Genomic DNA, 24,155 nt, shown 5'->3' on the forward strand with positions numbered 1-24,155 from the left:
CAATATTTCTGCACCTCAGGCATTTTTACCTATGAGTCATCAGGCACACGTATGCTCGGCGAAAGCGGGTGTGGACATGGCTACGCGAACGCTTGCGATGGAGTGGGGCGGAGAAGGTATCCGTGTTAATTCAATTGTTCCCGGTCCTATTGCTGAAACTGAGGGAATGTCGAGACTTGCACCAACACCTGAGTTGGCAAAACAGGTAACAAAAACTGTGCCTCTTGGCAGACAGGGAACGGTAGATGACATTGCCAATGCAGCAGGCATGTTAGCTTCTGATGCCGCTTCGTACATTTCAGGGGCAATTTTGCCAGTGGACGGTGGCTGGAGTCAGTCTGGCGCGACGTATGCCATGGCAATACTTGCCGATACATTGAATAACATGAAGAAATAAAAATAACAGGAAGAGTGTGAGCAATTTAGATGCTGCATGAGCTCAGAATTGATGCTCATGCATTTTGCTTACGGATATCCTAAACAGATGATGCTTTATTGCTCATCATCCAGCAGGTGGATGAGTTTATTTAACATTTTACGCAGATTTTGGGCTTCTCTGTTATCGCCCGCTGTGATCATTGGTTCGAGGTAGCAGTAAGCCTGATCATGGAGACTCTTTCCCTTCTCTGTCAGTGAAATGAGCACTTGCCTTTCATCTTGCGGGTTGCGCTCACGCGTGACTAAGTCCAATTGTTGCAGACGCTTAAGGAGGGGGGTGAGCGTATTACTATTTAGGAAAAGCTTTTCGCCAATAGCACTCACTGTTTGCTGATTTTCGCCCCAAAGTACCATCATTACCAGATACTGTGGATATGTGATCCCAAGTTGATCAAGCATTGGCTGATATTTGCGGGTCATCAGCCTTGATGCCGCATAAAGTGGAAAACAGAGCTGATCTTCTAATGCTATTTTCGTCATAGTAGTCACCGATGCGGGCCAGTTAGTTTGTTATTGCATTTACATTCGTATACTTCTCTGCTGTAACTGCAAATCGCCAGGCAGATTCTTTTTGTATTTAAATACATCGCGCGCGATTTTATCAATTTTTTCGGCTATTGGAATGGTTCAAGTGTTTCAAACGATGATTTTGTGATCCATTCGCTATCAGCAAAAATTTTATCTTGTGAGAATGTATCGTGCGCGATATAAATACTATCAAGCAAATATGAGGGACGTAACCAATGAAAGATCAATTACTAACATCTACTTTTAAGATCGCAGGCAAAACACACAGCCTCTCTGACTGGGGTGAACAACCTATCTTGGTTATTAATACTGCCACTAAGTGTGGATTAGCACCTCAGTTTGAGGGCCTTGAAAAGATTCATCAGCAATACAAAGAAAAGGGTCTGAAAGTTATTGGATTTCCATGCAACCAATTTGCTAATCAGGAGCCTGAGACTGATGATTCGATGGCTACCGCATGCCAGATTAATTTTGGCGTATCGTTCGATTTGACAGAGAAAGTCGACGTTAATGGAGCAGATGCACACCCTGTATACCAAGCTTTGTCTTCTTTGGCACCGGGTGCACTTGGCACAAAGAGCATCAAGTGGAATTTCACTAAATTTCTTATTGCTCCAGGTGGTAAGGTAGTGAAAAGATACTCACCAACAACCAAGCCAGAAAACCTGATTAAAGATATCGAAGCATTAATTCGATAATGAAAAGGGCAACACATTCAGTGTGTTGCCCCTGCTGTATCAGCCTCAAGCTCAAATACCGTTCTATGTTTTCAATACAGCAAATGAAAGCTATGTGTGCATGTTATGTTTATCTTGAGCGTTCAGAATGACTGTCGTCTGTAGATAAAAATATGATTTTGAAGATAACGACTTAATCACTCAAAGCTTGGCTTGGCTGCCAACAATTCATCTCCATATCTACCAATTTAAAAAGCGCTTCCGGTTTTATCTCCCTTCAAAAGACTCAATGCGGCGAGTAGTCGGCTGTTGAATTACTGTTGCCATTCGTAGCGAAATTACCTCTGATACCTACGAGTTGATGTTGCTCGATAACTTCTCTTCAGGTCTATTTGGTATAAAGCGCATCTGATGTAGAGCACGATTGACTGAGTAGTTCGGTTTAAGCCTCAAATGATAAGACTGACGTCCGAATTATTGAATATGAGTCATACCATCCGTCTTTAAAATCAGTTTATTTCCAGAGTGTCTTAGGCATTTAAGCTTATATCTAATCTGATGGTTTTATCTTGAGTTTAAAATAGTGAGAATAATAGTGTTTTATTTAAATGCTATCGGATACTTCAACTTGACTATTTAAATATCACAATGAATTAAATGGTTTTTACAGGATTCCATTAAACAAGTAAATATCTGTTAATTGTTTAAATTACTAGGCTGATATGTCTACCATGATGGCTGGTTTAATTACAATCAACCGAAAGATCAAACATAAAATAAATGATATTAGTTGCATAAATACTTTTAAATGATCACTTTATATTTTAGAGTAAACAAACTAGACGTGGAGAGTAACCAAGGAATGGTGTTGTGCGGCAAAGGAAAACAATGGAAACACTGCTGAAATCAAAGCCAGCAGTAGACCGTCTAATTAATGAAGTTGGAACACCAATCTTTGGCTATTTTGATGACGCTGTGGCAGCAATCAACATAGATACATTTAACTATAAAAACGTGATGGACAAGCCTGCTTCCAGATGGGCAAAACATTTTCATTATAAACAGTTTCAGTTTGTTTCTATCGTTACTGAGCGGTATGTAATCGGTGCCGCAATTGCCGATATACGTTACTTAGCGAGTGGTTTTGCTTACGTTTACGACCACGAGGATGCGAAATACCGTCACTTTGAATGGCTGAAGCCAAAAAGCGTGGGGTATAGAACCGAGCCGTCACCCTATAACAGCTCTGCATTTATAAAGTCTGGTGTAAATAAGTTTGAAATAGATATTGCTCAGGGGCAATGGATAGTCAAACTCGAACTACCGTTTTTACAAGGGATAGTAAAGTTAGAAAGAGAGCAAGACTCTTCGCCAATCGCTCTTTGTAATCGCACAGGTTATAACGGTTGGACTTACACCCAGAAACACAATGCGCTTAGTGTCGACGGTGAGTTGACGATCGATGGTAGTAACATCGAGCTTTCGTCTGCTCTGGCGAGTTATGATTTTTCTGCTGGTTATATGCGGCGTGATACGAGCTGGTGCTGGGCATCAGCCAGTGGGAAAACAGCAGGTGACACTGTTGGTTTCAACCTCGCCAATGGCGTGAACGAGACGGGTCTCAATGAAAATGCATTTTGGATAAACGGTGAGCGTCATCTTCTCGGCCCGGTTGTTTTTGAATTCGATCGTAGTGAACTCAATTCGGAGTGGCGAATTTATAGCTACGACGGGCGAGTTAACCTCAAATACAGGCCAAAGGATTACCGTAAAGAAAAGTTAAATTTTTGGTTGCTTAGAAGTAATTTCCGACAGTTTGTCGGTTCTTTTGCAGGATACATCATAGACACTCATGGCCAGCAACACGTAATTGATGAGATTACTGGGCTTACTGAAGATCATTATGCTCGTTGGTGAGCCGGCATCAGAAGGTGAGTGGGCATTCATGTATTAAACCAATTGAGGAATGAGACAAAATGGATTTCATCATCGAAAACCCTGACTATCTCTTGTTGTTACTCGGCCCAGTATTCGTCGCGGTAATGTTACTTGAGTGGCTCTTGATGGTAAGAAAGGGGAAGTTGCCTAAGTCGGCAGACTATGAGTTGCGCGAAACATTCAGTAATTTTGTGCTTGGCGGGCTTCATCAGGCTTCCGATGTTTTGTTTGGGCTGTTGGTCATTAAAATTTATGTATGGCTCTACGGTTGGCAATTATTCGATATCGAGATGAGCGTAAGTAACTTCCTAATCTTGTTAGTGGCGCAAGATTTCTGTTACTACTGGTTCCACCGCGCCAGCCACCGTATTAGATGGTTCTGGGCGGCACACTCAACGCATCACAGTTCTAAAAATATGAACTTCAGTACTGCGTTTAGGCAAAGTCTTATGTATCCGGTTGCTGGTATGTGGATGTTTTGGCTGCCGCTTGTGATTATTGGCTTCCCGCCAAATTGGGTCATATTTGCTGTTCTGCTTAATCTTGCGTTGCAGTTTTTCATTCACACGCAGTGGATCAAGAATTTCGGTGTTTTCGATTTAATCTTTAATTCGCCAAGTCACCACAGAGTACACCATGGTTGTAATCCTCAATATATCGATAAGAACTATGCTGGGGTGCTAATCATCTGGGATAGAATGTTCGGCACCTTTGAACCAGAAGTTGAAACGGTTGAATATGGCATCACCAAGCCTGTTGACAGTGGAAACCCAATCGCATCTACGTTTGATGAATGGCGTGATATGTTAAAAGAAGCGACTGATCGCGATGCAAGCATTCGAGAAAGGTTAGGTGCTATATTTGCGCCACCAAAAGAAAGTGATAGAAATATTTGACGTGAATAAGGCTGCCAGGAGCGGCCTTTTTTAATGCCTGTTTACTGAATAATTCATATCTTACCTAGCCAGAATTCGCTCAACATTCACGTGTGAAGTAAGATGGTACCGATGACCACTTTTCACCAACGATCACTCCCAAGACTATTCACCAACGACCAACCCCCAAGTCTCTATTTTTATTTGTGAGTTGACTCTAAGTTGTGTGAATTTAGGCGCTTTATTTCTTCAAGCATAATATCTTCTATCACTATGTTGGTGATAACGTATTTTTAGCTGTTATGAGCTACCAAATTAGTAAATACAACTGCTTTTCAATACATTAAAAGGATATCGCTTATGATAAAACCTAAAGCTTTACAACGCGGCGATGCCATCGCAGTCATTTGTCCATCGTGGGGTGGAGCCACTGCGTTCCCTCACATTTATCAGTCCGGCATTAATAATCTGCGTGAGCTTGGGTTTAAAGTTGTTGAGTTTCCAACAACGAAAATGAGTCAGGAAGAGGTATATAATAGCCCGCAGGCGAGGGCTGATGATATTAATCGCGCTTTTGCAGACCCAGAAATTAAAGCCATTGTGGCAACGATTGGTGGATCAGATTCTGTTCGTATTCTGAAATATTTGGATACTGACGTTATCAAAAAAAATCCCAAAATAGTGATGGGTTACTCCGATTTTACCACTGTCGCTATCTACCTGAATAAACTGGGTCTGGTCACTTTTCTTGGGCCTTCAGTGATGGCCGGTTTCTCGCAGTTTCATAACTTTTCCTCCCAATACCAGCAGTATGTTGCCGATGTTTTAGCAGGCCACAATATTATTCGTCCTTGGCCTGTTTTCCCCGCTTATTCAGACGGCTATGGCGGTTATCCAGATTGGGGCGATGAAGCCAATACGGGCAAATTGAATCCGTTGCAGGAAAATATCGGCCCTCGATTTTTACAAGGTAGTGGAAAAGTAAAAGGCAAACTGTTCGGCGGTAACCTTGAAGTACTCGAAATGACTAAGGGCACGCCATTCTGGCCATCGCCAGACTTTTGGCAGGGTCGAGTGCTAGCGATTGAAACGTCAGAGGAAAAGCCAAGTGTTGACTATGTCCGTTATTGTCTTCGTAACTATGGTGCAATGGGCGCGTTAGAAAATGTATCTGGGTTACTATTTGGACGTGCAGCGGGATACAGTGACGAAGAGAAACGGTCACTTGAAGAGACCATCTTGTCAGTCGTTAGAGACGAATTTGGCTTATACGATTTGGCTATCATTTGTAACTTGGATTTTGGCCATACAGACCCTCAACTGATACTCGCGCTTGGTGCAGAGATTGAGATTGACTGTGACAATGAGTGCATTCGTCAGACTGAATCACCTTTCAGTGAGTAATTAACAGACAACTAAAAAGAGTCACACTACCGGTTTCGGCTGGTAGTGTTTGCGAAATTCCCTCGGCGACATACCTTTATATTGTTTAAATTGTCGATTGAAATTTGACAGATTATTGTAGCCTACTGTTTCGGCAATAATGGCGACGGACAGGTGAGTTGTTAATAGCTTTTCACACGCGACACCCAATCGATATTTGCGAAGATAACAACTGAAGGACTCACAGAAGTGAGTATGAAAAATGCGGTGTATACTGCTCTCACTGCAATGCATAGCTTTTGATATATCACTGAGGGTAATGGGATGTTGATAATGGTGCGCAATATATTCACATACTCTCTCCACTTTTGCCCTCGCAGCACCCAGTTCGTTTTCATTCTCACACTCTATATGAGTAAGCAGAGTAGTACTCTCATTATCATAAGTGATCACTGAGAGGACTCTTATCAGGGTGGCGAGTTGTTCGAGAGGCGTATCGTTACCGCTGTTTTCAACTAAGTCGAATACTTTATCAGCAACAGAATCAGAAAAGTGAACGCATTTTCCTGCGCGTTTTAACAGTGAGTTTAGACGCCTGAATTCTTCGCAGTTATACATCATGTCGTTTAGCCATTTGTGACTAAACCAGAACAAATGTCTTTCGCTTTGCTCGCTTTGTTCATATGAATCAAAAGAATGCGCAATGCCGGGGCCAATCAATAACATATGATTGTGGTTCACACTGGTATTGGCATGATTAATTCTGGCTTTACCATCCACATGTCGGTGCAAGACCAGCTCATATTCATCATGGCAATGCAGAATGCAGTCCGGTTGAGGGCCTATCATATGTCTGTAGCGCCACGAAAACCCTCTCCTCCGAGGTGTGACCTCAAGCGTAGCTTTATTCTTTTTGCGTTCTTTTTTCATTCTAGATTGATTTAAATCAGTAACTTCGACTACAAAGGTATGCACTAAAGTCTAACATTTGAGATATCGTATCATTTTATGCAGAGAAAGTATCATTTGATTCATGTGACAGGCGTATAGTTATTTATAACGAAACGGATAATTCGAATTAAACAAGATTACGGAAAACAATGTACTACTGTAGCCAAAGACATAATAAATACAGAGTGCATAAAAAAGCTGAAAAAGCATAAAGTCTAAGACTTTAGTCCAATAATCCTACACTGCCGTGATGGCAGTAATAAAATCTGGAAGGCACCTTCGCTTGCTGCCATTTCGCTCTGGACACAGAATCGAACCAGAAATAAAAAAGAAACATTACTACTCTAGTTTGCCGGAGATCTTCTCCGGCTTTTTTATTGATAATACATTTAAGATACGCCGACATCGCTAGCCGACTGCTTTTAAACGTTGGTTTATGATGTAAACACCAACAATATACACACAGTGTTATCAGTCCGATCTATCAATTCACAGTTCGCGATATATTTTGAGTTAAACAACCTTGTATATCAGCCAGCGTCATCTATTCAGGTGTTATGTTTGCGAGCGAGGACATCATCTTTTTTATGTTTTTATGACTGCGTGCTTTTTTGAGTAATTTAAGCAACTTTTTATTTGTCCATCCCTTCTTATTTTCACAAAACTCCGCATTTTGAATGTTGTCAACTTCGGTATTCAGTGCCTTTTGTAATGGCACTGCCAAATGGCCTTTTTGCCAAAGCTGGAACAGGGTAGCTATTTTTACCGCATCTTTGTCTAATGCTGCTTGATATAAAGCCGACAGTGTATCCTCTTGCTTCTGCATACCCGGCGTTATTATCGGCGATGGACGCTTTCTTGTTCGCAGCCAGAAAGCGGTTGATATTAGCCACATGACCGCAAATAAAAGAGCGACGCCCTGCCAAGAAAAGAAAGAAGACAGACTTTGAGGCATTGCTGGCATTTCAGGCAGCCAGCCTGAGTCGATATCGGTACCTGCTGGTCTATCAATCAAGTCAACTGCCTTATCTGGAGATGGATTAACAACCAGCTTCTTCGCTGCAATATTTGCATTAGACGATGCTGACTTTGCAGTATTCCACCATTTTAACTTCATTCCCGGTAGCAATATTGTGCCAGCCTCGCGCGGTATCAGCACTTGCTTAAAATGCATGATACTGTAGCCCGATTTAGACTCGTACGTTGGTTTTTCATTGTATACCCTGACTGAAGAGGGGTAAGAAAAGTTAAGGTCGGGCAGGTGGCTTTGAGCCAATCCTTTCGTTCTTATCTCAATATGTCGAGTAACCGCTTCACCAACTTTGAATTTTCCGTTGCTATCCGATTGCCAGCTTTGTTTCACTTTGAATTCTCGGGCAGGTAACCAAGTGCCTTTTCGGGCTGGCGGCTTGATCACCATAAGGATATCTTTTCCTTTGCGACGGGTCTGAACTTTTGCGACTTTACCATTTTTGACCTGATAACCTTTAAACACGGCGCCGGTAAGTCGAATATTTCCTGTATCCGCTGGCGTAACAAGGTATGTTCGGGTCAGTGTGATCACTGGCATACCATTGATCAACTCTTCGCTTTTGCTATCGCCATTGACCTGGGATACAGACACTTTATTTCCCGTCGGCGGTTCAATAGTTGTTTGGCTTAGATTGGTTCTTATCAGCAACTTCACCCGGTACGTCAATACTTCTCCAATGTAAGCTCGGGGCCTGTCTATGGACGTTTGGATCGTCACCGCCGACGGCTTATTCTTCAAGCCAGAACCATTGCTTGAAACAACGGTCACTGTGATTGGGGACGTTCTCTGTTTTCCAATGCGTAACCTGGGAATAGAGAGTTCCCCCCGCCGTTTTGGACCAATAGTGACCTGCCAGGTAGTTTGTAACTGTTCTTTTCCCTTTACCTTTATTGATGTCGTCTGTGATAAAACTTTGCCAACGTAAAATTGACGTTTCAGCGAGGCTAAGCTCAGCATATGTTTTTTAAAACTGCCGTCTGCACGAACCGTTAGCCTGAGAGTCTGATCGTCAGCGATATAATTGTCACTGACTATGGCAACAGCTGCCGGCGCGTGATGAGAAGAGAAAACTCAATCCAAGGGCGAAGGCGACTATAGGCAATTTGAGTGTCATCTTGGTGTGGATCATCTGCAGCCATTTCATCAAATCTTCACCATGTATTTTCAGTAACTTCTGGTAAATCACGCTTCTGCGATTGCAACAGCATTTGGGCTCTTAACAGGCGTTCGGGCTGGTCGGGTATTTGCTCCAGTTTCTTGATGACAGGGTCGGAAATAGCGCCTGATTGGCTACCGCCTGCTTTTGGGGCGGGACGTTTAGCTTGTGTTCGGTTGGTATCATTGTTTTTTTTGCCTTTGTCGTTCTGTTTTGTTTTTGACTGATCACTAGATTGATTTTTCTGACTCTGATTGCGATTAGATTGATCTTGCTTATTGCCCTCTTGCTCAGAGGCCAGTTCCCGATTTTTACCCCGGGTTTTATCGTCTTTAGACCTGGTTGACCTTGGAGCCGCCTGCTTTTTTTGTTCCTGACGTAATTGTTGTTCAGATTTCGGGTTAATAGAGACTTTCTCTGACGAGCGTCCAAGCACGTCGAGTAACAGGTTAAGGTTGTGGGCTGCTGCTTCGTGCTGCGGGTTGAACTCGAGTGCCTCTTTGTATGACGTAATGGCTCGATCAATGTCGCCAATTCGAACATAGGCATTAGCCAGATTGTAGCGCGTGCTTTTGTCTGAGAGGGGTTCAAGCACACTGACTGCCGCGTGAAATCGACCGGAGCGATATAACGCAATTGCTTTCCATACTGGATCGGAAAATGAAAGGGCCGCAGTTTCGTAATCTCCAGCCTCGAAATACCGATAACCTCTTTGATCGCTGTTATCGAAATACATAGATATTGTGTCTTTCGACGCTTTTTCTGGACGTTCTGCATAAGCAGGTAGCGGTGAATACTGCAAAATAATCAGTATTGGCAGTGTAAATAGTGTGATGCCTTTACGGTACGCGAGAGCGGCAAAACAGAGCAGTGGGATGAGTAACCAAAAACCAGCATTCACTTTTTGGTCAAGATCTTGCTGCCTTTTATCTTTGTACGCGGCTATCGGTACTTTTGTTAGCCCAATTATCGCGTTCACGTCTTGATTAGTGGCGGAGAAGCTCCTGACGATACCGCCTGTATTGGCTGCCAGTGTCTTGAGATTTCTCACCTGCATACGGGAGATGACAGTTCTGGTTTCTTGCAGGTAGATTGATCCGTCAGCATGTCGAACCGGGCCTCCCTCGGCTGTGCCTACGGCAAGGGCAGATACTCTGATAGCTCTGTCGTCCAACACATCCAAAGCGTCGTCAAGCTCCTTATCACTGATTCCGTCTGTAACCAGTATGATATCGGCTTCTTTGAAGCCGGCTTGTTTAATTAAAGCAATTGCCTCTTCAATCCCCTTTGCAGCGTTACTCCCTGAAATGGCATGATGTCTGGAGAAAGCGCAGGAATAAGAGCGGCTAGAGTCTTGCTATCTTCTGTCAGCGGACTAATAAGGTAGCCGTCCCGGGAATACGCAACCAGACCTGTACTGCCATCCACCCAGCCCGGTAAGAGATCCAGTGCTTTGAATTTTGCCTGACTGAGCCGGTTTGGCTGAACATCCGAGGTGTACATAGAGTGGGACATATCCATGACCAACACTCTGGCTCCAGCAAGCTGAAAGCCCGGAATACTGTTTTTCTCCCAACTGGGTCCTGCCAATGCGATAACAGCCAACAACCAACAAATAGCTAGTAATTTTCTCGCGAACGAACGCTGTGTTTGTCGCCCCTGTTGAAGTTGTTGAAGAAGATGGGGAGCAATCAATGAACTGACAATAGCTTGCTTTTTCCTCTTACGAAGTAGATAGGCCATAGGCAGCAAGGCTAGAAACCAGAGAGGGTAGAGAAATTCAAAATCAGCCACGGCTTTCCCTCGCAAAGATGAGTACTGCAACCGATATGGCAACAGCGATCCCCAGAGGATAACGAAACAACTCATCGCGAGGACGCCATGATTGAGTAGCTTCAGATACTGGCTCTAGCTTTTCTATTAACTGATAAATGGTCTCCAACTCTTCCGGATCACGAGCGCGGAAATACTGACCACCCGTTTTCTTTGCGACGTCTGTGAGTGTTCTTTCGTCGAGTGACAAGGCAGGGTTATTGGATGATTGGCGAAAAGACGTTTCTTTTCCGTCGTCTTCAGCTCCCACACCCACGGTATATACAGTGACGTTGTTGCGTTCCGCGTGGCCAGCCGCCTCAATAGGATTCAACACACCCGAAGTATTTGCACCATCACTGAGCAGGATGACAACACGTTGGTTTGCATTATTATCAATAAAGGTTTTCGTCGCTATACCCAAAGCCTCACCAATGGCGGTTCTGTCCCCAATCAATCCAAGAACAGCGCGATCCAATTGCTGTATTACGGTATTTAAGTCAAAGGTCAGGGGGGTCTGCAGGTAGGCATGGTCAGCAAAAATAACTAAACCAAGCCTGTCTCCCTGCCGTCGGGAGATAAAGTCTTTCAACACTGTTTTCACTGCAGATAGTCGGTTAATCACCTTATCATCAGCATCTTTCATATCCTCGGTTTCCATGGATCGACTAAGATCAACTGCGATCAGTATGTCTCTATGGTCGATATCCAGACGAACCGGGTCACCTACCCAAACTGGTCTCGAGATAGCAGTAACCAGTAATAACCAGATAATAGCCATCACCACATAGTTAATATATGAGTCTCTGGCCTCTTTGCCGAACTCATTGGGTAACCTTGGCATCCTCACTCTTGGTGGCGGAGAAACGGCGGGCAAGACCTTATACAATAGCCAAGGCAGAGGGATCAGGAGAAGCGAGAAAGGCCAGACAAGTTCAATCATTATCGACCCCCTTTGAGCGTTTCTCCTGGGGGTTGCTGTCTTGCTTAGGTCTGCTTTTTTTAGCTGGAGGCAGTGCATGCTCGAGCCATATAAGTGCCTGACTTCGGCACACCTCAAAAATTGATTTGTCGACTTCTGCGGCACTGTAATTGGCAGTCATCCAGTAGTCGATAAGATTGACAAAATTCTTGTGTTCCTCGGGTAAACCATCATCCAGAAAGACTAACCAGTCCGCTTCAGTCAGACCCGCAACCTGCTCTCGGGGGTAATAACTGAGTGCGGCTTGGCGTAACAGCTCAGTAATTTCGGCAACACCATCGTCTGTGGTAAGCCGATTCATTTTTTTTATTGCTTCTTTTCTGGCACTTGGGCCTTTCGGCCGACTGATAACAGGCACAATTTTGCTCAAATGTTTCGATTTATAAAAAACATATGCGATGAGAGCGATGGCAACAATTAGGAACCACCACCCCGGCCCCAGTGGCCATATACCCGGCGCATCTGGTAGCTCAATATCAACAATCGGTATCTTTGAAAGATCAGCCATTAACGCCTTCCATAGCTAATGGGTTCCAATTGGTCTAAGTGACGCTGTAACGATTTACTTGCTGATATCTGGTAAAGAGGTATTGAAAGCTTACGGGTATATTCAGTCAGATACTTGATGTGTGTATTGTATTGGTGCTGTAGTGCATGTCGTGGCTTTGACGAGGAAAAATCAACTCGGGTCGTACGTTTGTCATCTGTGATATTTTCTACGCCCTGAAAGGATGTGTAACCCTGTTCAAGAGGGTCTGAAACGTGAACAAAAAAGATCTGATTATGCTTACGTAGCTCGCTTAAAAGACTCTGACTGCTGGGGGTGAGCGCATAAAAATCGCTGATCACGACAATATCACTGCCTTTGGGACAAAGATAATGAAGCTGTTTGATGGCGACTGACATAATCAGCTTCCCTGCGGTTTGGTGCAGACTTTCATAGTGTGACGTTATCATCGTATGCATCGCCCGGAGAGGGCCTTCCTGTCGGGCAGTAGGTCGGCAGTCACGCAGTTTATGTCCGTTGTAAACGACCATGCCCACACGGTCTTTTTCTCTGGCGGCAATCCAGGCAACCAAACTGGCGAAATGAGCGGCTTGAACGGATTTAAGCAAAAGTGTCGACCCAAAATGCATACTCCCGCTATTATCGAGCAGCAGCATTACCGGTCTTTCTCGTTCTTCTGAGAAAAGTTTGGTGTGCGGTTTGCCTGTTCTTGCTGTTACCCGCCAGTCGATTGCTCTAATATCATCACCCGGCTGATATAAACGGACTTCGTTAAAATCCATTCCCCGTCCGATTGTCGCACTCTTGTGTTGTCCTGCCATAGAGGACCACAGGCTCTTTGATGGTGTTGACCAATGAACTGCCTGATTTTTATAGGCCAGCAACTCCTCAAGGGTGAGATTAACCCCATCGGCATGGAGCGGAAGGTCGGCTTTTAGAGTCATGCCGCAGCAACCCTTTGTATTAGCTCATCGATGACTTTTTCTGCCGATACGCCATTGGCCGTGGCCTCATAGGTCAGTATCAAGCGGTGGCGAAGGACTGAGCGCGCCATTTTTTGCACATCTTTTGGCGTTACAAATTCACGTCCTGCAAGCCATGCATGGGCCCTTGCGCAACGGTCCAGTGCAAGTGTGGCTCTGGGGCTGACGCCGAGTTGTAACCACCTGGCAAGTTTGTCGCCATACACACCGGGTTTTCTCGTCGCCATCGTTAACCTGATGATGTACTGCTCAATTTTTTCAGCCATATGGATGTCGAGGACTTCATTTCGTGCATCAAAGGTATCTTTCTGGCTAATTTTAACGGGCTCTGCTGACACCGTTCCTCTTGCTTCTCCACGATTGATTTTGAGTATGTTCAATTCGCTTTCAGCTTCTGGATAAGCAACATTAAGTTTAAGAAGGAAGCGGTCTAACTGAGCTTCAGGAAGTGGGTATGTTCCCTCTTGCTCCAGTGGGTTCTGCGTTGCCATAACAAGAAAAAGAGGGGGCAGGGCGTAAGTCTTACGTCCCGCTGTAACCTGCTTTTCTGCCATTGCTTCCAGCATTGCCGCCTGTACCTTAGCGGGTGCACGATTTATTTCATCAGCTAAAAGCAGTGAGTTAAAGATTGGGCCGGGCTGAAAGACAAATTCGCCTGTTTCCGGGCGATATATATCGGTTCCAGTGAGGTCAGCGGGCAACAAATCAGGCGTGAACTGGATACGATGGAAACTGCCCTCGATACAAGACGAGAGCGCTTTAACCGCGCGGGTTTTAGCCAAACCGGGTGGTCCCTCCACCAGTATATGTCCATCGGCCAGTAACGCGACAAGCAGCTCTTTCACAAGATCTGGTTGCCCCACTATCTGGCTATTCATGTAGTCACTTAAACGCTGAAAAAGAGGCACCAACATGGCTGCATTACGTCCGTATTATTGTGTTTAGTATGCTCTACCGCTTGTTTGCGAAAGGATTCTGAACGGAGTCCCGAAAACGGTAAAATTTGTAGGATAACAGTCTGAAACTATGAATAGATTTTAGGTCGAAAAACAAGCTAGTGTCAGTTGTATCTCTGTGATTTTGAGTATTGTTTACGGCTGAAACTTTGTAGGCCAGTTGTTTCTATTATAGGAAATGCAGTCACTAAAGATTAAAAATGCCTATGTTCTAGGTGGCTTACTGATTAATGAATGCCTATAACCAATTGAAAAATATAGATGTAGATTGTTTTTTCCGACCGATACCAATGACTCAAGACGTATTGTTTCGTGTCTGTCCTTTTTATAAATGAAAGGGGAAGAGGGGAGTGATGCATTAAGAGTAACTTAAGTCAGGGACACAAAAAGAGACTCATAGAGAATAAGGAATGTTAAACGCACCCAATGAAAAATATGTACATAAGGCGCATTGAGTTGTAGCGTTTTTCAGGTATTAAAATTAGTCTTAATAGACGGTTGACGATGAACTTCAATCTGATTTGTGAATGGATACTATCGCAGAATAAAAAGAATGCTATCTGGCGTCACATTTTGGACAGTCAGTATGTGTTGGTGAGATTATATTGTCTACATTGTCAATGAATTGATAGTGCTCGCGGGCGCTATCACTGAACGCAGTCATGGTGAGACGTGTCAGGGAAGCGATAAATGGCAGGAAAGCCATCCCGTTGATTGTTGAAAACATCAGCAGATCAGAGAGGCATTTATGCGCGGCGCATTAGCTGGCAATCGCTCAAGTAATTCGAGACGAAGACATAAAGTTCATCGTCAAAACAAACAATCATGGTGGCGTTTCACCACAGATTCAGAAGACTCCCGCTCCAACTCTCCTCCCAAACTATGTGCAACCACTCTTAATAAGCAAGCCAACGACAGTTCTCCCGATAAATCTATGGGTACCAAACTGGAGGAGCGTAAGTAATGGCAACACATCCTCCTGAAATTCCAATTGATGTAGATAGTGAAACTGGTGTGTGGTCAACGGATGGTCAGCCGATGTTATATATTCCGCGTCACTTTTTCATGAGTCATCATTTGGCCGTAGAAGAGGCGATGGGCCATGAGTTGTATGCAGAATTGCTATATAAAGCGGGATATCAGTCTGCGTACCTGTGGTGTGAGACAGAATCTGCAACTCATCAAATACAGGGAGCCCCTGTTTTTGACCACTACATGAAAAGACTTTCAGACCGTGGTTGGGGCAAGTTTTTCATCGAGAGTCTTGATGTCACACAGGGTAAAGCGCGAATCAGACTAGAGCACTCAGCGTTTGCTTATCATACTGGTAAAGCGGGTTATAAAGTCGACTACATGTTCAAAGGGTGGTTCGCTGGTGCAATGGATCAGATCACATCTGGGGTAGGTTTTCCGCTAAAAACTGTGGCAACGCAACTTCAGAGTGAGGCTGAAATTGGAAAAGATTTTGGCCTATTTGAGGTAAGACCGATAGCGATGAGTGTGTGATCACCCTTACATGCTCACGCTGACAAAAACACCGTGTCTAGCTAAATAAAGCTTATCTGTTTTATTTATCAATAAAGACAGAGGGATGACTATGAAGTCATCCCTCTTTCAAATATGTGGCGCTAATCAAATAATGTTACCTGCATACGGTATGTTGCTATGTAGCTTTGAAGCACAAAAAGAGTGTTTTATGTGTTTATTCGATCTTAAATAGCAAAGCAGAGCATCCTTGATATACCTCAGTTCATCAAGATAGCATTTCGTTAGTCTTTGCCTTTTAACTCAACCAGTGTTTCCATCTGAACTTTGGTCTGAATCATAAAGTTGTTGCGCGATACCCTTAATGCTTCAGTGATTGCCGCCAAACTGAGTTCTGGATTTTTCTGCATGACCATTGCGGCGATAGTTTGTCCCGTTCGACCCACACCCGCTCTGCAGTGAATAATCGGCAACAACTTATCAGGATCAAGCACTGCTCGGCTTTTCCTCTGAGTGTAAAAATCCTTTTTATCTGAAACGATTGAATTTACCAGAGATACGAGGTTTACGGTCGTACTTGGCGTTATCGTCTGATGATCAGGCCAGTTATGAACATGAATGACTGGAATGGTAACCGTTGCTTGGTAACCTGAAATCTCAAGCTCATATATCTTAGCTTCTACGCCATCACCTAAGTCAACCGTTTTTACGAAGCTTGATTCTGTCTGAATTGAACCATATGTAGCCGACGTTGAGAAATATTCAGGTAGCTGATCGCTATGAATATCTTTATAGCTTGCAAGCACTGTCAAAGCAGGCGTTCTGTTATCTACAAGCAGCTGAAGCTGAGCTTCCAGCTGGTGGCGGTAAGGATACTGAGTGGCTATGGCAATATTTCCACCATTTACTCTGATGAAGTTTGCATTTAAGTCTCTGCGAATACTAGTTTCCAAACTATGGGGAATATTGAATCGGTCTCGTCTTGAATCGTATGGGATACGTCTCGCTGCACCTTTGATTCCCATCAGTAACTCTGCTTGGGAGGGTTCCTTAGCAGTTACGCCGTCTTGCATATTTACCTCAACTCCTGATTTTATTGCTTTATCTTACGCTAAGTTTTTACTTATGCATAACAGCACGTTGTTACGGTAGTGAGTATCGTCGATCACTTGAGCAAATCGCATGATTATGTACGTAATGAATTTAGATACTGTTTTTTTGTCTATTGCCAGAACGAGGGTAAAGAGAGTAATGTGGCGGGCCGAAGAAAGCTGAATAGAACAACTATGAAACGTATCGTACTTTACACCGCTCGGCATTGTGCTCACTGTAAATCCGCCCAGCAGTATTTAGAGCAGAAGAAGCTATCCTTTCGCCTTTGTGATGTGAGTACTCCAAGAGGAAAGAAAGAGCACGCTTCACTTGGCGCGAGGGGTGTTCCGGTTATCAAGGTCGGTGACAAAATTCTCCATGGCTTCTCAGCCAAAGCGTTAGAGAAAGCGTTGAAAATATAGAGCCCTTTTCATTACTGGTTTTATCAATGTTGATAACCTTGGTTAATGACTATGTCTCTGTGTCTCCATTACTGAAATACCAACGTTCAACGCGATATATCGGGGAGATACTGTGTCGTTAACCGATTCTATCCCCAATATAGTGCTGATCAATCTCATTCCAATCGTTGCCCACTCATGCAGGACAGGGCTTACACAGTATCGCTGTTCTAAAAGAAGAGCGTAATATCAAACCCCATTTCATATCGATACTTTTAACTCATTTATCAGAAGTGCATTATTCAAATAAAGGGTCATTGCTACTGATTGAGAACTATGGTCCATCGTCTGAGATGAGCTCTTAATACGCTATATCTCACTAACTTTTATCATTAGTTTCCTACTCTAATTTTATACTCGCTTATCGATTGAAGTGGATATCCAACTATCCCTCGAGCTATGTATTGTAAAGAACTTGTTAATTTCTTATCCCGTAATAAGTCTTTTTTAAATATATATTTAACGACTAATCAGAAACCACAAAGTTATTTTCGGTAGCTTCTTACTGTAATTTTAATCATTGCCTAGTTATCTAGCTATGATTTTGCGAGTCATATCACAAATAATACAGTGTAAACTTATGTCAAGAAGTGAATGTCAATGTAAAAGATGTGCAGGTTATCTAAATTCGCAACTGAAATTAATGCAAATTTACTTTCATTTACATTAACCAATGATTATCAAAGGGTTAAGTGAATTTCTGTTCAATTGCAGGTGTGGTAAGGGTTGAATTGACTATTTCAGCCCTTTCATACTTTTTGTGATAAATATTATTAGTTTCATTTGAAACATAAGTGATCCTTTACAAGAAATTTAATTGCAAAAATTTTAAATGCGAAAAAATTACTTGCCTAAAATCTCATAATTTATTGTTTGAAAGTGATTTTTATCGCACCTATAGTAAGTGTGAGTCGCGGAGACGACAACAATTTGCTAGCCAAACTGCCAACGGAGATACGATTATGAAAAAGACAATGATGACCACAGCTATGATACTTGCTTCTACTGTTTCTTTTAGCGCTTCTGCCTTTGATATGAAAGTGATTCCAGTTGAAGGAGCAGCTTGGGTAGAAGTGTTAGATAACGGACAACCAGTAGAAGGGGCGACGGTAACTGTTGATGGAAATAGCTATACCACGCCAGAAAGTGGTCTGTTATTTATCCGCATCAGCGATGATGAAGATGACCGTTATATTTTCACTGCGAAAGATAAGTCAGGAAATGAGATAAGCAAAACACGTCTGGTTTATAAAGATTAATAATAAAAATACCTGATGTCGAAAATATAAAACTACCTAATTCCAACGGAGATACGATTATGAAAAAGACAATAATGACTACAGCTATGATCCTTGCTTCTGCTATTTCTTTCAGCGCTTCTGCTTTTGATATGAAAGTTATTCCTCTTGAGGGGGCAGCATGGGTAGAAGTATTAAATAGTGGACAGCCAGTGGAAGGTGCAACAGTAACGGTTGACGGTAACAGCTATACCACACCAGAGAGTGGTCTGTTATTTATTCGCATTAGCGATGATGAGGATGACCGCTACGTTTTCACTGCTGAAGATCAGTCAGGAAATAAAATAAGTAAAACGCGCCTGGTTTACAAAGATTAATAATAAAAAAAATCGATAAATAAATTATAAAATTTCAAAAATCCAATGGAGATACGAACATGAAAAAATTAATTATCACAACTTCAATGCTTCTTGCTTCGACTGTCGCTTTCAATGCATCGGCTCTCGATATGAAAGTCATCCCTAACGCGGGCTCTGCTTGGGTTGAAGTTCATAACGATGGCACTCCTGTTGCCGGTGCAACTGTGACGGTGGACGGTAACAGCTACACCACGCCAGAAAGTGGTCTTTTATTCGTGCGCATCAGTGATGATGAGGATGACCGCTACATCTTTACAGCAGAGGATCAATCAGGAAATAAAGTTAGTAAAACACGTCTGGTTTACAAAGATTAATAATAGAAATACCTGATGTTGAAATTATAAAAATATTCCTAATATCCAATGGAGATACGATTATGAAAAAATTTGTTACTACAGCTGCAATGATTCTGGCTTCAACTTTCGCTTTCAGTGCCTCAGCGCTTGATATGAAAGTCATCCCTAACTCTGGTTCTGCTTGGGTTGAAGTTCATAACAATGGAGTTCCTGTTGCTGGCGCGACTGTTACGGTAGACGGCAATAGCTACACCACACCAGAGAGTGGTTTATTATTCGTCCGCATCAGCGATGACGAGGATGACAGATACGTCTTCACGGCAGAAGATATGGCGGGCAATAAGGTAAGCAAAACTCGGTTAGTCTATAAAGACTAAACGTGACCTAGCCTGAATACGAAAAATCCTGCCATTGGCAGGATTTTTTTATGTTCGAAGCTGATAAAGGAGCGATTAAATACCCAAATATAAGCCTGCTAGCGTAGCACTCAATAGGTTAGCAAGTGTTGCTGCAAAAATAGCTTTTAGCCCCAGTCTGGCAATATCGGCACGACGTGATGGAACGATACCGCCCAAACCACCCATTAGCATCGCGATAGAGGTCAGGTTAGCAAACCCGCATAGTGCAAAGGTGACAATGGCCTGAGAATGCGCACTAAGCTGGTCTTTAACCGCCATTAAATCGATAAATGCCACGAATTCATTAACCGCAATTTTTTTACCGATCAGACTTCCAGCTGTAACGGCTTCCGACCAAGGTATACCGATAAGCCAAGCTACAGGTGCAAATAGGTAACCAAAAATCCACTCTAGCGTCAAAAATGGCATATCGATCCAGCTACCAATTTTAGCCAATCCACCATTTATTAGTGCGATGAGGCTGATCACAGCCAACAGGCTCGCGCCCACTGCCATTGCGATCTGCAAGCCACTCAATGCCCCTTGTGTACCAGCATCAATGAGGTTAACAGGCGCATTATCATCGACAGACGTTTCATCAGCTTGCTGACTGGATACATCTTCTGTTTGAGGCAAAAGAATTTTTGCCATCATCAGTCCTGCAGGTGCAGACATGAAAGAGGCAGCAATCAGATATTTAAGTTCAACGCCTAAGCCTGCGTAGCCGACCATGGTACCGCCAGCAACTGATGCCAGACCACCAACCATCACGGCAAATAACTCTGAGCGTGACATTTTTTCAAGGTATGGGCGAACGACAAGAGGTGCTTCCACCGAACCAACGAAAATGTTGGCGGTAGCAGACATCGACTCTGTTCGACTGGTGCCGAGTAAACGGCGAAGACCACCACCTAGTATTGAGACGATTTTACCCATGATGCCGAGGTGGTAAAGAATAGCAATGAGGGCTGAGAAGAATACGATAGTAGGTAGTACGTTAACGGCAAAGATAAAGCCAAGTTTGAATTTAGCCAGATCACCAAATACGAACTCTGAGCCAATACGGCCATAATCGATGATGCCAGATACCGCTGAGGATACGCTGTTAAGAATCTCTCTGCCAGCAGGAACGGAAAGAATAAAACCAGCAAAAGTAATTTGAATAGCAAAAGCGCCGAGAACGGTTCGCCAGTTAATGGCGCGTCGGTTTTCAGAGCTAGCAACAGCAACCGCGAAGATGACGAAAATACCTAACACACTGACCCAGTGTTGCATGACGGATTCTCCGGAAATAGAAATAGAAAACGATTGCGGCGGTATTCTAACGGCAAAAATATTTGTGACAACCCTCAAAAAGAAAATGTAACGAATTACATTGACAGTTGTTGGAAAAAACACCTCTCTTGGTGGAAAATCCACCGAAATTGGGTGTTGTAGGAGGATGTATCGTTTGCGCAAACGGTTTCCGTGAATAATTTCGTTTGCATATAGGCGCTTTTGATCGACGGCGCAACTGATACCTATGTGGAGAGTAGAGTGAATTGAGTGATGTTTCAGCAGTACAATTTACCAGCGGATATTTCTGTTCGTTGTTTTAATCAACAAAAGTAATTGATTGTTTACGCTGATTGGTATAACTGTAAACAAGGAATACAGTAAATCGCTAAGAAAAGCTTTAAGAGGGAACAATGAAACAACTTCTCTTCAATATTATTGCGCTTGTGGCAGGACTATTTGTCCTGATGCTCTCTGGTATGTTTGTACTTTTGATTTCATTGGTTGTGCTGATTATCGCACCCTTTGCACGAAAAAGAGGAATAAACCTCGATGCGAGAGCCCGGTCAAAATGGCGTGAAGATATGGAGCGATTTAAGCAAACCCGCTCTAATCAGACAAAAAGCCAAGAAGCCCGCAGCGGTGAGGTCATTGAGGGCGACTATAAGCGCGTTAAGTAGCTACACGTTTATAAGTACCAAGGACGCAATCTATTCCAAATTAGCGTCTAAGTGACAGTGTGACGGACACCAGGGCATGATCACTACTGTGACTGTCCTGATCAAAGTGAGGATTGACCAAATGTTTATCTTCACAATGATATTCAGCCACTTCGACCAATCTCTCGGGATCAGAATGATCAAACTCATTTGACAGCAATATGTAGTCCAACACAGAACCTCGTCCACCGTGATAGTGAGTAGGCGGTCTCTCGAAATCAATATTGTCCTGCGTTTTGACATAAAGATCCCAACAGTCGTGCAGTTGGTAGTGAGAGAGTGGCATATCTGCCATGTCATCTGTAATGTTTCTTATACCGCCAAGATGGAATGGATGGAGGACTTCGCTGCTTAGTTCATCGTTAAAGTCACCCAACAAAACAACTGGATTGTTAGTATGTGAGCGTCGTCTCAGTACGTTAGCCATAAGTTGACTGGCTTCTGTTCCCCTCTGAATTGCTGATGCCCAGAATCCAGTCATTTCATCGATCATAGTGTCGTGAAGAGTCTGTTTGTTATCTGAGGGGAGGGCAAATTCTTTTGGACGTTTCGATTTCAGATGAACAACGTAAAAATCTGTCTCTCCCAAAGCGGGTAACTCCAAGGTGGCAAAAAGAGGCGTTCTACTGAAAGAAAATTCCTCTGTGACTCCGGTCTTTTGTGCCAGACTGACATCCGGGAGAACTGGTTCGGCGCACAAGATGGGGTATCGCGATGCGAGTGCGACTACTGGGTCACGAAAAATATATTCGTCTGTTTGTGTTGGCTCATCAATCACAGCAAAAAATGTATATCCAAGGTGTTCTAATTGCGCGCGAAGTGCTTTAGCACTGAACACTTCCTGAAATGCGATAACGTCAGGGTGGTAATTGCCAATGTAGCGGTTTAGCCAATTGAGTTTCTTTTGCCACTCATGCTGTGTATAAATGTTATCGAAAGAATAAAAAGCAGAGGGTGGCTCGACAAAATTAAACAGGTTAACCGTGGCTACCTTTAGGCAGAATGCACTGTGTGCGAATGAGCTTTTATTGGTTGCAAACACGTTAATGTCTCACAATTGAAATCAATCTTATCAGTATAGCGAAAGCTATCAATCCACTGCATATCAAATCAGTGAAAATACACATCAAAATAAATGCCGTGTGTTCGATCTCAGTTTACTGACACTCTGTTACACAGTCGCTTTCAATTCAGGTCATAAAACATATCTTTTATCTTTGATGTGAGGCAGCGTAAAATGTCACAGATTAGCTTTGTTTTTCTACTAAGCGATATGCGTAACACATTGATGAACCGCAATGAAAAAGACAGAAATTGGGAAGATAAATGATAAAAAAAGGGCCTGCATTATGCCGCCCTCTCTTGAAAGTTAAGTCTGGAAATTTATCAAAGTAACCCGTTGATGATATCCATGGCTTGTTTGATTTCACCCGGGGTTAGCACACCATCTTTCGCAAAGTTAACATTGCCGTCTTTATCGACAATGATGATGGCCGAGCCCTTTTCTTGCAGCTGCCAAGCTTTGGCAACTTTGCCTTCTGCATCAAGCACGATTGAAGACCAGCTGAATTCACGCTTACTGTCTTCTGCAGAGGATTTCACGAATCCGCCTGTGCCCCAGATTGCATCATCCTGATTGATAATAGTGGTTGTTTGGTACTTGTCGGCTGGAAGATTGGCTGCTTTGATAGCATCAATCATTGGGGCATTCATTTTCTTCGCCGAACTTCTTCCGGCAATGGCCTGAATGACGCGTACTTTACCGGTGAGGCTGGTACTGCTCCATGGCTGGTAGGCTATACCATCGCCATTTATCACTAATTCTCCGGGTTTACTTACCGTCACATTTGCCACGGGAACACCTGCTTTGAAGTTGTGCGCAAATGTGAAGGAAGAAAAGATTAACGCTGCAAGAGGAATAATTTGAGAGAAACGCATAAGCCTAATCCATTACGTCTTTATGTTTATCAATAAAGTGACATGATAGTAGATATGAAAGTAATTTGAGAGTGCTGGGTGTCATGATTTTTACTTTTTCCAGCTATTTGCCCGCTGTTACCGCATTTTGGCTGCACACTAAACACATTTTACTAATATGCCCAGCAACCCATTGGGTTGCTGGGTTGTATTATTTTTGTTCAGCTCTTTTGTTGATCAAGAACGTTTAGGTTGTTGATAGGTTCGTCCAGCCGCCGCATATGTGTCTTTGTGTTTGATTTCAAACATGGCATAAAAGAACCAAGAGACGAAGACCAGTACGTCGTCGCCCTCGTTCATCACGTGTTCAACATATTCCTGTTCTTCTCCATCATCATTAGCTTCAGTGAAAACGTGGTAAATACGTTTTTCGCCTTCTACATCTGCGAGCGAAAACTGTCCTGCCAGAGATTCAGCAGCCTCAGCCACTTCGCTATCTGAGCAACTTTTCAATGCATTTAATGCGGCAGGAAGGTTTTCATTTTCGAGCAAGCTTTTTACCAGAGTGTCGAAGTCTTGTTGTTCCATGGTGGGTGTCTCTATAAATTGGTATCTAATTTTCAATAAAAATGCCC

27 protein-coding genes are annotated in these 24,155 nt (G+C 43.2%); 13 read left to right on the top strand and 14 right to left on the bottom strand.

The genetic code is table 11. The features are described from left to right. The coding region (locus A8L45_RS05650) for an SDR family oxidoreductase (RefSeq protein ID WP_139122316.1) at positions 1-397 on the top strand (397 nt) is incomplete at its 5' end. Between the two features lie 95 nt (positions 398-492). On the opposite strand, the gene A8L45_RS05655 is transcribed toward A8L45_RS05650, so the two are convergent. Next, on the bottom strand, positions 493-918 hold the full coding sequence (locus A8L45_RS05655) for a MarR family winged helix-turn-helix transcriptional regulator (RefSeq protein ID WP_068900115.1): 426 nt from the start codon (positions 916-918) through the stop codon (positions 493-495). Positions 919-1,181: 263 nt separating this feature from the next. Here A8L45_RS05655 and A8L45_RS05660 point away from each other — a divergent pair, with 263 nt between their 5' ends. The 4 genes from A8L45_RS05660 to A8L45_RS05675 all read left to right on the top strand — a co-directional run bounded on the left by A8L45_RS05660 (position 1,182) and on the right by A8L45_RS05675 (position 5,860). Beyond that, complete coding sequence (locus tag A8L45_RS05660) at positions 1,182-1,664, top strand: glutathione peroxidase (protein ID WP_068900117.1); 483 nt, start codon at positions 1,182-1,184, stop codon at positions 1,662-1,664. 876 nt (positions 1,665-2,540) lie between these two features. Continuing rightward, positions 2,541-3,560 carry a DUF2804 domain-containing protein gene (locus A8L45_RS05665; RefSeq protein ID WP_068900331.1) on the top strand — a complete coding sequence of 340 codons (1,020 nt, stop codon included), beginning with the start codon at positions 2,541-2,543 and terminating at the stop codon, positions 3,558-3,560. A gap of 59 nt (positions 3,561-3,619) precedes the next feature. Continuing rightward, a complete protein-coding gene (locus A8L45_RS05670) occupies positions 3,620-4,477 on the top strand; it encodes a sterol desaturase family protein (RefSeq protein WP_068900119.1) in 858 nt (285 codons plus the stop codon). 339 nt (positions 4,478-4,816) lie between these two features. Continuing rightward, complete coding sequence (locus A8L45_RS05675; RefSeq protein WP_068900121.1) at positions 4,817-5,860, top strand: S66 family peptidase; 1,044 nt, start codon at positions 4,817-4,819, stop codon at positions 5,858-5,860. Between the two features lie 21 nt (positions 5,861-5,881). Here the strand turns inward: A8L45_RS05675 and A8L45_RS05680 are convergent, their stop codons facing one another. The 8 genes from A8L45_RS05680 to A8L45_RS05715 all read right to left on the bottom strand — a co-directional run bounded on the left by A8L45_RS05680 (position 5,882) and on the right by A8L45_RS05715 (position 14,178). After that, positions 5,882-6,688 (bottom strand): helix-turn-helix transcriptional regulator, encoded by an 807-nt coding sequence (locus A8L45_RS05680; protein WP_175401922.1) that lies wholly within the window; start codon positions 6,686-6,688, stop codon positions 5,882-5,884. 646 nt (positions 6,689-7,334) lie between these two features. Further along, entirely contained in the window at positions 7,335-8,858 is a 1,524-nt protein-coding gene (locus A8L45_RS05685; RefSeq protein ID WP_083228221.1) for a BatD family protein, read from the bottom strand. A gap of 116 nt (positions 8,859-8,974) precedes the next feature. Further along, entirely contained in the window at positions 8,975-10,156 is a 1,182-nt protein-coding gene (locus tag A8L45_RS05690; protein ID WP_245680656.1) for a tetratricopeptide repeat protein, read from the bottom strand. A gap of 83 nt (positions 10,157-10,239) precedes the next feature. Then, positions 10,240-10,773 (bottom strand): vWA domain-containing protein, encoded by a 534-nt coding sequence (locus tag A8L45_RS05695; protein ID WP_068900129.1) that lies wholly within the window; start codon positions 10,771-10,773, stop codon positions 10,240-10,242. Then, a complete protein-coding gene (locus A8L45_RS05700) occupies positions 10,766-11,734 on the bottom strand; it encodes a VWA domain-containing protein (RefSeq protein WP_068900131.1) in 969 nt (322 codons plus the stop codon). Before A8L45_RS05700 ends, A8L45_RS05695 begins: the two co-directional genes overlap by 8 nt. Then, the gene (locus A8L45_RS05705) at positions 11,727-12,281 is read right to left on the bottom strand and encodes a DUF4381 domain-containing protein (protein ID WP_068900133.1); all 555 of its coding nucleotides are present in this window, start codon (positions 12,279-12,281) and stop codon (positions 11,727-11,729) included. Before A8L45_RS05705 ends, A8L45_RS05700 begins: the two co-directional genes overlap by 8 nt. Continuing rightward, on the bottom strand, positions 12,281-13,225 hold the full coding sequence (locus A8L45_RS05710) for a DUF58 domain-containing protein (RefSeq protein ID WP_068900134.1): 945 nt from the start codon (positions 13,223-13,225) through the stop codon (positions 12,281-12,283). Before A8L45_RS05710 ends, A8L45_RS05705 begins: the two co-directional genes overlap by 1 nt. Next, positions 13,222-14,178, bottom strand: coding sequence for an AAA family ATPase (locus A8L45_RS05715; RefSeq protein ID WP_068900136.1), 957 nt, complete (start codon positions 14,176-14,178; stop codon positions 13,222-13,224). Before A8L45_RS05715 ends, A8L45_RS05710 begins: the two co-directional genes overlap by 4 nt. Before the next feature lie 790 nt (positions 14,179-14,968). Here A8L45_RS05715 and A8L45_RS05720 point away from each other — a divergent pair. Together A8L45_RS05720 and A8L45_RS05725 are read left to right on the top strand one after the other, a co-directional pair. Next, positions 14,969-15,184 carry a hypothetical protein gene (locus A8L45_RS05720; protein ID WP_068900138.1) on the top strand — a complete coding sequence of 72 codons (216 nt, stop codon included), beginning with the start codon at positions 14,969-14,971 and terminating at the stop codon, positions 15,182-15,184. Then, positions 15,184-15,726 carry a DUF5943 domain-containing protein gene (locus A8L45_RS05725; RefSeq protein WP_068900140.1) on the top strand — a complete coding sequence of 181 codons (543 nt, stop codon included), beginning with the start codon at positions 15,184-15,186 and terminating at the stop codon, positions 15,724-15,726. Before A8L45_RS05720 ends, A8L45_RS05725 begins: the two co-directional genes overlap by 1 nt. A 263-nt stretch (positions 15,727-15,989) precedes the next feature. Here the strand turns inward: A8L45_RS05725 and A8L45_RS05730 are convergent, their stop codons facing one another. Then, positions 15,990-16,778 (bottom strand): protein-tyrosine phosphatase family protein, encoded by a 789-nt coding sequence (locus tag A8L45_RS05730; protein WP_068900142.1) that lies wholly within the window; start codon positions 16,776-16,778, stop codon positions 15,990-15,992. A gap of 213 nt (positions 16,779-16,991) precedes the next feature. Here A8L45_RS05730 and A8L45_RS05735 point away from each other — a divergent pair, with 213 nt between their 5' ends. The 5 genes from A8L45_RS05735 to A8L45_RS05755 all read left to right on the top strand — a co-directional run bounded on the left by A8L45_RS05735 (position 16,992) and on the right by A8L45_RS05755 (position 19,588). Then, positions 16,992-17,219, top strand: coding sequence for a glutaredoxin family protein (locus tag A8L45_RS05735; protein ID WP_068900333.1), 228 nt, complete (start codon positions 16,992-16,994; stop codon positions 17,217-17,219). Positions 17,220-18,220: 1,001 nt separating this feature from the next. After that, the gene (locus A8L45_RS05740; RefSeq protein WP_068900144.1) at positions 18,221-18,517 is read left to right on the top strand and encodes a hypothetical protein; all 297 of its coding nucleotides are present in this window, start codon (positions 18,221-18,223) and stop codon (positions 18,515-18,517) included. A 59-nt stretch (positions 18,518-18,576) separates the two neighbouring features. Then, positions 18,577-18,873 carry a hypothetical protein gene (locus tag A8L45_RS05745; protein ID WP_068900146.1) on the top strand — a complete coding sequence of 99 codons (297 nt, stop codon included), beginning with the start codon at positions 18,577-18,579 and terminating at the stop codon, positions 18,871-18,873. Positions 18,874-18,932: 59 nt separating this feature from the next. Beyond that, a complete protein-coding gene (locus tag A8L45_RS05750) occupies positions 18,933-19,229 on the top strand; it encodes a hypothetical protein (RefSeq protein ID WP_068900148.1) in 297 nt (98 codons plus the stop codon). 62 nt (positions 19,230-19,291) lie between these two features. Then, positions 19,292-19,588 carry a hypothetical protein gene (locus A8L45_RS05755; protein ID WP_068900150.1) on the top strand — a complete coding sequence of 99 codons (297 nt, stop codon included), beginning with the start codon at positions 19,292-19,294 and terminating at the stop codon, positions 19,586-19,588. 75 nt (positions 19,589-19,663) lie between these two features. On the opposite strand, the gene A8L45_RS05760 is transcribed toward A8L45_RS05755, so the two are convergent. After that, a complete protein-coding gene (locus tag A8L45_RS05760; protein WP_068900152.1) occupies positions 19,664-20,884 on the bottom strand; it encodes a NupC/NupG family nucleoside CNT transporter in 1,221 nt (406 codons plus the stop codon). Positions 20,885-21,297: 413 nt separating this feature from the next. Between A8L45_RS05760 and A8L45_RS05765 the strand changes: the two genes are divergently transcribed. Then, positions 21,298-21,564 (top strand): hypothetical protein, encoded by a 267-nt coding sequence (locus A8L45_RS05765; protein WP_068900154.1) that lies wholly within the window; start codon positions 21,298-21,300, stop codon positions 21,562-21,564. 40 nt (positions 21,565-21,604) lie between these two features. Here A8L45_RS05765 and A8L45_RS05770 read toward each other — a convergent pair whose 3' ends face one another. The 3 genes from A8L45_RS05770 to A8L45_RS05780 all read right to left on the bottom strand — a co-directional run bounded on the left by A8L45_RS05770 (position 21,605) and on the right by A8L45_RS05780 (position 24,108). Next, the gene (locus tag A8L45_RS05770) at positions 21,605-22,645 is read right to left on the bottom strand and encodes an endonuclease/exonuclease/phosphatase family protein (RefSeq protein WP_068900156.1); all 1,041 of its coding nucleotides are present in this window, start codon (positions 22,643-22,645) and stop codon (positions 21,605-21,607) included. 344 nt (positions 22,646-22,989) lie between these two features. Beyond that, positions 22,990-23,541, bottom strand: a complete 552-nt coding sequence (locus A8L45_RS05775; RefSeq protein WP_068900158.1) for a YtfJ family protein — start codon at positions 23,539-23,541, stop codon at positions 22,990-22,992. Between the two features lie 216 nt (positions 23,542-23,757). Continuing rightward, positions 23,758-24,108 (bottom strand): hypothetical protein, encoded by a 351-nt coding sequence (locus A8L45_RS05780; protein WP_068900159.1) that lies wholly within the window; start codon positions 24,106-24,108, stop codon positions 23,758-23,760. Positions 24,109-24,155: the final 47 nt, after the last annotated feature.

The organism is Veronia pacifica (assembly GCF_001707825.1).
Taxonomy (GTDB): Bacteria; Pseudomonadota; Gammaproteobacteria; order Enterobacterales; family Vibrionaceae; genus Veronia; species Veronia pacifica.